The sequence below is a fragment of the Metasolibacillus sp. FSL H7-0170 genome, from assembly GCF_038593115.1.
Lineage (GTDB): Bacteria > Bacillota > Bacilli > Bacillales_A > Planococcaceae > Metasolibacillus > Metasolibacillus fluoroglycofenilyticus.
The window spans coordinates 3492736-3504892 of the sequence record NZ_CP151964.1; the positions used below are offsets into that span (position 1 = coordinate 3492736).

General features: G+C 39.4%; 8 protein-coding genes and 1 CRISPR repeat array. All 8 genes read left to right on the forward strand.

The window, feature by feature from the left end; all coding sequences use genetic code 11:
* Positions 1-10: 10 nt before the first annotated feature.
* The 8 genes from cas5c to MHH70_RS16380 all read left to right on the forward strand — a co-directional run bounded on the left by cas5c (position 11) and on the right by MHH70_RS16380 (position 12156).
* On the forward strand, positions 11-736 hold the full coding sequence (cas5c, locus tag MHH70_RS16345; RefSeq protein ID WP_342471997.1) for a type I-C CRISPR-associated protein Cas5c: 726 nt from the start codon (positions 11-13) through the stop codon (positions 734-736).
* Positions 733-2646 carry a type I-C CRISPR-associated protein Cas8c/Csd1 gene (gene cas8c / locus MHH70_RS16350; RefSeq protein WP_342471998.1) on the forward strand — a complete coding sequence of 638 codons (1914 nt, stop codon included), beginning with the start codon at positions 733-735 and terminating at the stop codon, positions 2644-2646. Before cas5c ends, cas8c begins: the two co-directional genes overlap by 4 nt.
* Complete coding sequence (gene cas7c, locus MHH70_RS16355; protein ID WP_342471999.1) at positions 2643-3476, forward strand: type I-C CRISPR-associated protein Cas7/Csd2; 834 nt, start codon at positions 2643-2645, stop codon at positions 3474-3476. Before cas8c ends, cas7c begins: the two co-directional genes overlap by 4 nt.
* Positions 3466-4119, forward strand: coding sequence for a CRISPR-associated protein Cas4 (gene cas4 / locus MHH70_RS16360; protein ID WP_342473223.1), 654 nt, complete (start codon positions 3466-3468; stop codon positions 4117-4119). The genes cas7c and cas4 overlap by 11 nt, the downstream gene beginning before the upstream one ends.
* Positions 4116-5147 carry a type I-C CRISPR-associated endonuclease Cas1c gene (gene cas1c / locus MHH70_RS16365; RefSeq protein WP_342472000.1) on the forward strand — a complete coding sequence of 344 codons (1032 nt, stop codon included), beginning with the start codon at positions 4116-4118 and terminating at the stop codon, positions 5145-5147. Before cas4 ends, cas1c begins: the two co-directional genes overlap by 4 nt.
* A 9-nt stretch (positions 5148-5156) precedes the next feature.
* Positions 5157-5447 carry a CRISPR-associated endonuclease Cas2 gene (gene cas2 / locus MHH70_RS16370; RefSeq protein WP_342472001.1) on the forward strand — a complete coding sequence of 97 codons (291 nt, stop codon included), beginning with the start codon at positions 5157-5159 and terminating at the stop codon, positions 5445-5447.
* 163 nt (positions 5448-5610) lie between these two features.
* Positions 5611-7636: a CRISPR direct-repeat array (repeat unit 33 nt; unit sequence GTCTCTCTCTGTATGGAGAGAGTGGATTGAAAT).
* A gap of 849 nt (positions 7637-8485) precedes the next feature.
* Positions 8486-9916 carry a PTS mannitol transporter subunit IICBA gene (locus tag MHH70_RS16375; RefSeq protein WP_066166975.1) on the forward strand — a complete coding sequence of 477 codons (1431 nt, stop codon included), beginning with the start codon at positions 8486-8488 and terminating at the stop codon, positions 9914-9916.
* A 137-nt stretch (positions 9917-10053) separates the two neighbouring features.
* Positions 10054-12156: a BglG family transcription antiterminator gene (locus MHH70_RS16380; protein ID WP_342472002.1), complete on the forward strand. Its 2103-nt coding sequence runs from the start codon at positions 10054-10056 to the stop codon at positions 12154-12156.
* Position 12157 lies beyond the last annotated feature (1 nt).

Here is a 12157-nt window from a genome sequence, read left to right on the forward strand (position 1 = left end):
AGGTGAGCAAATGACAAAAGTTCGAAATCAAATCGAGTATGTTGTTAGAGGGGATTATGCATTATTTACAGATCCATTAATGAAGCTTGGTGGCGAAAAAATGACGACGCAAATACCGACGTATCAGGCACTTGTTGGAATAACAGAGTCGATTTACTGGAAGCCATCCATTATTTGGATTATTGATGAGGTGCGCGTTATGAAGGCGATTCGCATGGAGTCAAAAGGTGTGCGCCCAATTAACTTATCAGGTGGCAATACACTTGCTAACTATAGCTATTTACGTGATGTTGAGTACCAAGTGAGGGCACATTTTATTTTTAATGAGCAACGCCAAGATTTGAAGGAAGATTTTAATGAATTTAAGCATCATAATATTGCGAAGCGCTGTGTTAATGCAGGGGGACGTAGAGATATTTTTCTTGGTACGAGGGAATGTCAAGGCTATGTAGAGCCATGCGAATTTAATTCTGAGGAAGGCTTTTATGATGGTATTGACGAGATGCATTTTGGACTGATGGTGCACGGTTTAAACTATCCAGATGAAACGGGCAGAAATCAATTGGAAACGAGGCTATGGCATCCAGTTATGAAAAAGGGGATTATTCAATTTATTAAACCCGAAGCATGTCCATATGTCCGTCCATTACATGCGATGGAGCCGAAATCTTTCAAATTAGGTGAATCGATGGAATCAGTCGATTTATTGGCACAGCAATTGGAGGTGAAAGAATGAGTTATTTACAAGCTTTGTATAGGACATACGATGAGAATTTAGATGAAGTTGGGAAGCCACAGCGAAAGGATTTCCGCAACGGGCAATCTGCGGAATATATGCTGCTACCGATTTCACACACGACACAAACGGCGCATATTGAAGTGTTAGTTGATTTAGAAGGAAACTTTTATGATGCCTACGTGCTTGATAAAGAAAGCACGGTGCTTCCTTTCACAGAGGAATCTGGCTCAAGATCGGGCCAAAACTATGTTCCGCATTTTCTGCATGACAAGCTAATGTTTGTGGCGGGAGATTATAAAAAATTTGTCGAGGCTGATGAGAAGAAAGCGGCCGCTTATGATGCATATATTACGCAGCTTGCGGGCTGGTGCACTTCATCTTATAGCCATCCATATATTGAAGCAATTTATCGTTATGTTAAAAAAGAAACGGTTATTGAGGATTTAGTAAGGGCAGGAGTTTTGCATACAGATAGTCAAGGTTTGCTAATGAAAAAGTGGACAGGAGAGCAAAGTGAGCGCCCGAAAATTTTTAGTGTGGTTGCTTCTGAGCAAGAAGCTGCATTTGTTCGTTTCAATGTGCATATACCGGGCGAGATTGTCATTCCAATTTGGCGCAATCAGGAAATTTTCTCATTGTTTATTCATTATTATAATACGCTACTGAAAGAAAAAGATTTATGTTATGTAACAGGTGAGCAAATACCGCGGATTGAACGTCATCCGAATAAATTGCGTAATTCAGGTGATAAAGCGAAGCTAATTTCTGCGAATGATGCAGCGGGCTTTACATATCGTGGAAGGTTCACTTCAAGTTTGGAAGCCGCGAATATAAGCTATGATGCATCGCAAAAAGCACATAATGCGCTGAAATGGCTTATTGAAAAACAGGGGAAAACGATTGACGGCCGTGTGTTTTTAGTATGGGGGACGGCACAGTTAGATATCCCAGTTATGTCGGATGATTTATTTGAACAGGAAATTGATTGGACGAAGGATTTTGATTTATTTGAAGCAGTAGAAAATAAGGATATATTAAAGACGCAATTAGCGAAGCAATATGAGGCATTGCTTGCAGGGCTTTCACGTAATATCCAGCTAGAGGAAAGTAAAGGGGAAAAAGTGTATATTTTAACAATTGATGCAGCTACGCCCGGGCGACTGGCTGTGCTTTATTATCGAGAATACGATATTCAGTTATATTTCGACCGATTGGCAGATTGGCATACTAAAGCGAGCTGGCGTCAAACACGTAAAAAGGATAATGAATGGATTCATTTTTACGGTGCACCATCCTTTTATACAATTGCACATGCAGCCTATGGACCACGCCCAAGCGATAAGGTTGTCAAAGGTGTTATGGAGCGCTTAATTCCATGTGTGTTGGATGATCGAAAGATTCCAATTGACATTGTGCGCAGTGCGATTGTACGGGCGTCTAATCCACAGTTTTATAGTGAGAGCTGGGAATGGGAGCAAGCGCTGACCGTTGCATGTTCTTTAACGAGAAAAACATATGAACAGGAGGGCTTTACAGTGGCATTAGATACAAATTGCAAGGATCGTGATTATTTGTTTGGTCGGATGTTGGCGGTTGCTGATGTGCTCGAGCGTCGTGCATTAGGAAAAGAGGAGAACAGGGCGACAAATGCGCTGCGTTATTTAAGTGCTTTTCAAGCGAATCCATTGCGCACGTGGCTGACAATTCAGAAAAATCTTCAGCCATACCAAATGAAGCTGCGAGACAAGGCAAATTATTATACAAGCTTAATCGATAAAATTGCATCGGAAATTCCATTGGAGCAATTTAATGATAATGCGTTAAGCGGACGCTATTTACTAGGTTACTATAGTCAACGTCAAGACTTATACACGAAAAAGGATAAGGAAGGGGAAATGACAGAATGACTACATTAGATCGTAAAATTGATTTTGCCGTTATTTTTTCAGTAACAAATGCCAATCCAAATGGAGACCCTTTAAACGGGAATCGTCCACGTCAAAATTTTGAGGGCTATGGAGAGGTTTCAGATGTGGCGATAAAGCGTAAAATTCGCAATCGTTTACAAGATATGGGCGAAGCTATTTTTGTTCAATCGGATGACCGTGCCAATGATGGGTTTAAATCGCTAAATGATCGCGCAGAATCTGTGGCAGAATTACAAAAAATTAAAAAAGATAAAAAAGGGAATGCAGATACATTCGCATTAATCGCTGCTCAAACTTGGTATGATGTACGTGCTTTTGGACAAGTGTTTGCATTCAAGGGAGATTCATTATCTGTTGGGGTACGTGGTCCTGTCTCGATTCATCCAGCTATTAGTATTGAGCCTATCACTATTACAAGTATGCAAATTACGAAATCAGTGAACTCTGTAACGGGTGATAAAAAAGGCTCCGATACGATGGGGATGAAGCATCGAGTTGACCATGGTATATATAAATTCGTTGGTAGTATTAATACACAGCTCGCTGAAAAAACAGGATTTACGTATGAGGACGCTCAGAAGTTAAAAGAAGCGCTCATCTCATTATTTGAAAACGACGCATCTTCCGCACGACCAGAAGGCTCTTTAGAAGTAATAAAGGTCATTTGGTGGGAGCATAATTCAAAGCTCGGTCAATATTCCGCAGCAAAAGTGCATAATTCTGTTAAGGTGACTGTCGAGGCATCAAAACCTGTAATTGAAATAGCGACGTTAGAAGGGTTAGAGCCATTTGTCTTCGATGGGCATTAATGAAGAAGATTATTTGATGCTATCGGGCATTCAGCATTTTCGCTTTTGTGCGCGGCAATGGGCATTAATCCATGTCGAGCAACAATGGGCGGAAAATGTACGTACGATTGAAGGGCAATATGTTCATCAAAAGGTCGACCAACCTTTTATTCGCGAAAAGCGTCTCGATAAATTAATTGTGCGTGCAATGCCCGTAAAGTCACATGAATTAAGGACGACAGGTATTTGCGATGTGGTGGAATTTATTCAAGACCCAGCGGGCATCTCGCTTATAAATGAAGTCGGAAAGTTTCGTGTTGTACCAGTAGAGTATAAGCGTGGCAAGCCTAAAAAGGGAGAAGAGGATATTATGCAGCTCGTGGCACAAGCAATGTGCCTAGAAGAAATGCTCGCTTGTGAGGTACCTGTCGGCTATTTCTTTTATGATGAAATAAAGCGTCGTGAAGAAATTCAAATTACCGAGGCACATAAGGAGGAAGTACGCCAATTATTTAAACAAATGCATCATTATTTTACACGCCAGCATACGCCAAAAGTAAAGATGGGCAAGCATTGTAAAAGCTGCTCGCTCGAAAATTTATGCATGCCAATATTGAATGAAAAACAAGATGTGAAGTCATATATGAGAAGGTATCTAGTATGAGAAAACTACTGAATACATTGTTTATTACAACGTCTAATGTATATTTGACATTGAAAGGGGAAACAGTCGTAGTTTCCCAAGAGGAAGACGTTTTAGGACGAGTTCCGCTTCATAATTTGGAGGCAATCTGCACATTTGGTTATGCTGGTGCAAGCCCGATGTTAATGCATGCATGTGCGGAAAAAAATGTATCTCTGACATTTTTGAATGCGCACGGCAAGTTTTTAGCACGTGTCATAGGAGAAAGCAAGGGAAATGTAGTGCTGCGAAAGACACAATATCGAATATCAGATAGTGAAATCGCAAGTGCCAAAATTGCTCGAAATTTTATCTTCGCTAAAGTGGCCAATCAAAAGTGGATATTGGAGCGGGCGACACGTGATAACCCGCTACGAATTGACGTTCCAGCTTTCAAACATGTTTCAGAGCGCTTGTCGGAGGATTTAAAGAAAATATTAGCTTGTGAAGACTTGGAGTTATTGCGAGGTATAGAGGGGCAGGCAGCGAGTGCATATTTCGGATTATTCGACCAAATGATTTTACAACAAAAAGAAGCTTTTTATTTCAAAACGAGAAATCGACGCCCGCCAACAGATAATATAAATGCTTTATTATCATTTACTTATACTTTATTAGCAAAGGATGTTTCTGCTGCCCTTGAAACGGTAGGGCTCGATGCATATGTAGGCTTTTTACATCGAGACCGACCAGGTCGTGCATCTCTCGCACTCGATGTAATGGAGGAGTTGCGCGGTGTCATAGCTGATCGTTTCGTATTAAAGGTGATAAATAAGAAGATGTTAGATGAAAAAGATTTTATAAGAAAAGAAGATGGCGCTGTTCTACTTACAGATGAAGGTCGAAAAAAATTTTTACAGGCTTGGCAAGAACGGAAACAGGAAACATTAACACATCCTTTTTTGAAAGAAAAAATAAATTGGGGGCTAGTTCCGCATGCACAGGCTATGTTACTAGCCCGTCATTTGCGCGGTGATTTGGAAGAGTATCCACCGTTTTTATGGAAATGAGGGATTGGTTTGTTAATTTTAGTTACCTATGATGTTGTCACAAAAACAGCCTCAGGACGCAAGCGGTTGCGTAAAGTTGCAAAAGAATGCGAAAATTACGGTGTGCGAGTTCAAAATTCTGTTTTTGAATGTGTAGTAGATGCAACGCAGTTTAAACAACTGAAATTGCGTTTAGTTGATCTAATTGATGAAAATGAAGATAGCTTACGTTTTTATCAACTAGGCAATAATTATAAATCAAAAGTAGAACATATTGGCGCGAAGGAATCGATTGAAGTGGAAGATGTGCTAATATTATAGTTAAGTGCGAATGCCAAGCTCCCATGAAAACCCTGGGGGACTCGCACCAAATTGTAGTTTGATAATATGGTGTTTTGTTAAGTCGACTAGGAGTTTAGTTTTAGCTTATTTTTAGAAAAAGTACTTTTTTGCGAAGATGGATGATTTTTTGTTCATTTTCGCTGTCTCTCTCTGTATGGAGAGAGTGGATTGAAATAGGTGTACCTCGACCAACTGCCCCACCTCCTGGTCTCTCTCTGTATGGAGAGAGTGGATTGAAATGAAGCGCAAGGATGCACAGGTTTACCATGTCCTAGTCTCTCTCTGTATGGAGAGAGTGGATTGAAATCCGCATCTACAGCAGATTGAATATATCCACTACGGTCTCTCTCTGTATGGAGAGAGTGGATTGAAATCCTTATCAAGATGGCATGCGCGAAATCTCGGCAAATGTCTCTCTCTGTATGGAGAGAGTGGATTGAAATACTAATGGGATAGATGAAGTATATGAGGAAGTAGGTCTCTCTCTGTATGGAGAGAGTGGATTGAAATGCCCCATGTCTTTTGCTTAATTTTGCTCCACTGGTCTCTCTCTGTATGGAGAGAGTGGATTGAAATCCGCTTATCAAGCGAGTTATCGATGCCAGCCATTTGTCTCTCTCTGTATGGAGAGAGTGGATTGAAATATCTATCGCATTTTGTACTTCTGGGTAAAACCAGTCTCTCTCTGTATGGAGAGAGTGGATTGAAATGCATTATTTACCTCGTCAAAGCGCTCCTTCGGAGTCTCTCTCTGTATGGAGAGAGTGGATTGAAATAATCAATTTATGCGCATGCAGTGTACGAAAAAGGTCTCTCTCTGTATGGAGAGAGTGGATTGAAATAACCGCTAGTAGGGAGCCCGGCTCAAGTAAGATGTCTCTCTCTGTATGGAGAGAGTGGATTGAAATACCGCACTTTACGTAACGTGGGGCTCGATGTGTGTCTCTCTCTGTATGGAGAGAGTGGATTGAAATAGTCAGACAAAGAATGATGTAGCGCGATTATTCGTCTCTCTCTGTATGGAGAGAGTGGATTGAAATAATTTGTATAGCTGCAGCACGTGCGGCAGCTTTAGTCTCTCTCTGTATGGAGAGAGTGGATTGAAATGCTGTAATAGTAATATCTTTATGTCCCAATCTAGTCTCTCTCTGTATGGAGAGAGTGGATTGAAATTCTAAATTCATTTTCCATTCTCCTTTTCAGCCCCGTCTCTCTCTGTATGGAGAGAGTGGATTGAAATACAAGAAGAAATCGCCAATAAGATAGGCGTCGCTCGTCTCTCTCTGTATGGAGAGAGTGGATTGAAATACACCATGGATGACTTGGAAAAAGACATTCTCAGTCTCTCTCTGTATGGAGAGAGTGGATTGAAATCTGACTTCTCGCCTATCTGCGAGTTATTAATCAAGTCTCTCTCTGTATGGAGAGAGTGGATTGAAATACCTCCAATCTACCAATAGTTTAGCAGATTGGAGTCTCTCTCTGTATGGAGAGAGTGGATTGAAATGTTAGCAGGTAGCATGGTTGTGTTTTGTTTTGAGTCTCTCTCTGTATGGAGAGAGTGGATTGAAATTCTGACATTCGGAGCCGTTAACGTAACAAATATGTCTCTCTCTGTATGGAGAGAGTGGATTGAAATTTATAGCCTGCATTCATTCCTTTGACGTCCGTGTCTCTCTCTGTATGGAGAGAGTGGATTGAAATGAAACAGAATACAGCTATTGTTTGGCAAAAATTAGTCTCTCTCTGTATGGAGAGAGTGGATTGAAATTGATTTTAGTTTTTTAATGATACATATTTCTAAGTCTCTCTCTGTATGGAGAGAGTGGATTGAAATCATTAATTTTATTTGTGTAAACGAATATGCGGAAGTCTCTCTCTGTATGGAGAGAGTGGATTGAAATGCAAGCTCCCTCCGGGTCTGTTGGGTCTGTTGGTCTCTCTCTGTATGGAGAGAGTGGATTGAAATTAGTATATAATCATATGATTTTTTTAAATCGCCGTCTCTCTCTGTATGGAGAGAGTGGATTGAAATTAGTATATAATCATATGATTTTTTTAAATCGCGTCTCTCTCTGTATGGAGAGAGTGGATTGAAATATTGAATGACGCAGTAGAAGAGAATATCATTGAGAGTCTCTCTCTGTATGGAGAGAGTGGATTGAAATACGGGGCGTGTCACAAGCTCGCCTCAAATGGTGGTCCCTGCCTTAATTAGGGGAGTAATTTAAAATTTCATAAGGAAATTAAAAATGCGCATAAGAAATTCAGCAAAAGCAATAATAGTGAAGGACAAGAAATTATTGGCCATAAAGATACAAGAAAATGGTCTTTAATATAGCGTGTTTGAAATTTTAGATGCAAGTGAAGCATTAGATAAGTGAATAGAAATAACTATTATCAAAAATAAAGTGACAAACAATTAAAAAAATGACGGGTAAACTGTTTGAAATAGCTCATTCCCTGAAAGGTGATTTTATTTAATTTACTTTCGAGGGATGAGGCATACTTGAGTTAATAAAAGTGAATTGTAAAATAACTGATTTTTATGGCTATACTAATGGCATTGCTAAAGTGTAGTTAGAAAATACTGTTGTGTGTCCACCACTATTAAAAGTCCTCATTTCGCACAAAAATCAAGCGAATGGCCTCCCTTCATAATTAGCGTAGAAATATTCCTCCATTAAATGAAAGTTGTATTTTTGGGAAGCTGCTAGGGTACGAATTGAATTACCACAAACAATTATTGAATTATCCAAAGTAAGAAAGATTCACTAAGTAAACAATCAATTACAGAGAAATCTATTCCTCCTCATTCATAAAAACCCGAGCACCTAATCCCACGGAAATACAAAGTAAAACCCTTAATTCTCATGCATTTTCAACTCCACAACTTCAATTTTGTCGTAATTAAAGATGACATGATAGCGTTTTCATTTTATTGAATAATCAATGTAAACGCTTTAATATGTTAGACAACAAGACAATGTTAAAAAATCAAAAGGGGAGGTTCAAAAATGAGTACAGAACAACAAGAGCGTTCGGGATTCAAGGTGAAAGTACAACGTTTTGGTAGTTTTTTAAGTGGTATGATTATGCCGAATATCGGTGCGTTTATTGCATGGGGACTTATAACTGCTTTATTTATTGAAACGGGATGGGCTCCGAATGCAGATTTTGCTGAGCTAGTCGGTCCAATGATTAATTATTTACTGCCAATTTTAATAGGGTTTACTGGTGGTAGACTTGTTCATGGTTTGCGAGGAGGAGTAGTCGGAGCTACCGTAACGATGGGGGTAATCGTTGGGGCAGATATTCCGATGTTCCTTGGTGCGATGATTGTCGGTCCTTTAGGTGGATGGGCGATTAAGCAGTTTGATAAGTTAGTTGAAGGGAAAATTAAAGCAGGCTTTGAAATGCTTGTTAATAACTTTTCCGCTGGTATTATCGGTGGTATTTTAACGCTAATTGCCTACAAATTAATCGGTCCGGCTGTTAATGCATTAACTAATTTCCTTGCGGCTGGCGTACAATTTATTTTCGATGCAGGATTCTTGCCACTTGCGAGTATTTTCATAGAACCAGCAAAGGTATTATTCTTAAATAATGCGATTAACCACGGAATATTAGGACCACTTGGAATTGAACAAGCTTCAGAGGCAGGGAAGTCCATTCTATTCTTATTAGAGGCAAACCCGGGACCTGGTCTTGGGATATTACTAGCATTTATGTTCTTTGGAAAAGGGACAGCAAAACAAACTGCACCTGGGGCAGCGATTATTCACTTCCTAGGTGGGATTCATGAAATTTATTTCCCTTATATTTTAATGAAGCCGTACTTACTTTTAGCGGCAATCGCTGGTGGAGCATCAGGTGTCTTCACATTGCAATTATTCAATGCAGGTCTTGTTGCAGCACCGTCACCAGGAAGTATATTCTCGATATTGGCATTAACGCCAAAAGGCAATCATATTGGCGTTTTATTAGGTGTAATCGTTGCAACTGCAGTTTCCTTCTTGATTGCTTCACTTATTCTGAAAGCATCTAAAGATGTAGAGGATGGCGATTTACAAAAGGCAACAGAAAAAACTTCTGCACTCAAAGGAAAAGAGAGCAGAGCGGCAGAGCTTATTCAGCCGACAACTGGTGCTGTTCAGGAAATTTCTCTTGCTAATACAAAACATGTAATCTTTGCTTGTGATGCAGGCATGGGGTCAAGTGCGATGGGAGCATCTATTTTAAGAAATAAAATGAAAAAAGAGGGTCTAGATGTAACAGTAACGAATACGTCTGTTAGTAACCTTCCAGCAGATGCAGAAGTAGTTATCACGCATAAGGATTTGACACATCGTGCGAAAGAACAAGTGCCAAATGCACACCATATTTCTGTTGAGAATTTCTTAAATAGCCCGAAATATGATGAGCTAATAGAACAATTAAAAAAGTAAAGACATATTTGCGGGAGGGGGGTGTCCGAAAAGCAGTGCTTTGCACGCTTTTTGGACGTTCCCATTCTTTGCATTTCATCATAACGGAGCCGTTTCCGCTCCTTTACCAATGATATTGGATTGTTAGAAATGAGGTGTTGATTACGTTTATTTCGAGCAGAGAAAAAATGATTATTGAAGCATTGATTGTGGAACAAGAGGAAATAACGATTAAAGAATTATCGGAAAAAATTGATGTGAGCTCACGAACAATCCAACGAGATTTAAGTAATATTCAAAGCATTTTAGATTCCTATCAGCTTAAACTAATTAGAAAATCAGGGGTTGGGGTTCAAATCATTGGGAAAGAACAAAAAAAGCAAGAATTGGCGCAGCAGCTTAAAAAATTCACGCAACGGGAATATACATTAGAGGAAAGATTAACACTAATCCTCTGTATTTTGTATGAAGCGACAGAACCAGTTAAGCTCTATTCTCTTTCCAAAGATTTGGGCGTTTCCATTTCAACGGTTAGTGCAGATCTCACGAAACTAGAGGAGCAGCTACGTCCAGTACAGCTTTCTATATTGAAAAAAAGAGGGTATGGAGTAGAGCTATCAGGGACGGAAAATGCAAAGCGCAGGGCAATTAGTTACGCATTATCCAAAACCTTAAAGGAAGAGGGCTTATTTTCCTTAATAAAAGAAAAAATCCATCAAAAATCAGATACGTATGAGGACCCTATTTCGGAAAGACTCATACAGCTTGTTGATAGGGAGAAATTAGGCATAATTGAAGAAGCGATGAAGGATTTATATCCAGATTTTGCTTTGTCTATGACAGATAGTGCCTATGTGGGGCTAATTGTTCATCTCGCCTTAGCAATTGAACGTATATTGCAGGGCGAAAATATTACGATTGATAAGGCATATTTAAAGCAAATAGCACTTGAACCAGAGTACCCTATCGCTAAAAGCATTATTAATATGCTAGAGGATTGTTTCCAAGTAGATATACCAGAGGCGGAAGTTGGGTATATTATGATGCATCTTCAAGGCTCTAAGCTACGTCAGCAAGAAGGGGGACTAGTTGCCACTACTAATATCGAATTGTATAGGCAGACAAAAAAGCTTATAGAGGAGATGGAGGGGCAAACAGGCTTCCATTTATCTAATCATACATCCCTTTTGGAAGGATTAGTAACACATTTAAAGCCTGCAATCCACCGTATTGAACAAAATATGGGGATAGTAAATCCTTTACTAGAAGAAATTCAATCGAATTATAGTGATTTGTTTGTTCAAGTTGAGATAGCTGTGAAAAAGGTGTTTCCGAAATTACAAGTTCCTAAAGAGGAGATTGGCTATTTGGTTATGCATTTTGGGTCTGTTTTAATCGAGGTATTAAGCAAGGGAGATTTAAAGGCTTATGTAATATGTTCAAGTGGAATAGGAACCTCTAAATTATTGGCATCTCGGCTATTACGTGAAATTCCAGAGATAACGGAGGTCTCTAATATTTCTATATTCGAGTTAAATAAACTAGCAACGACCATTACAGATAGAGACCTTATTATTTCGACGATTTACTTGCAGGATTTCCACAGAGAATATATTATGGTGAACCCATTTTTAACTGCCGAGGAAATTGACCAAGTCCAGCTGTATGCAAGAAGGAAAATGCTTGTCCAAAAAGCTCCTTCGATCGTAAAGGAAAGTCCAGTAACTGTAGATGCATTAACAGAAAAAATGCAAAGGCTAGGTGGATATTCTGAAGTAATACTAACCGTTTTAAGCGATTTTCAGTTTTCGGTGTTAAAAGAGCAGACGACAGCGCGCTGCTATATACAAGAAATTTGTGCACTGCTGGAGGAGCGCCAAGTGATTGCAGAAAAAGATATGATTGTAGGCGCATTGCTGGAAAGGGAAAAGAATGGTGGCATCGGTATCCCCGGTACGAGACTTGCATTATATCATACACGTAGCAAATATGTTCACAAACCATCGTTTACTGTTCATAAACTTGAATCCGCTATTTGGATAAAAGGAATGGATGGAAATGACGTGAAGGTGGACACACTACTAATATTACTTTCACCTGAAACCTTTGGGAAGGCTGGTTTAGAGGTACTAAGTTTCATCAGTACATTAATCATTCAAAATGAACAAAGCACACAATTATTTGAAACAGGTGAACAATCTGAAATTCATTCATTTTTGGCAACAGAATTTGAACGATTCATCAGGGAAAACATCAATTAAT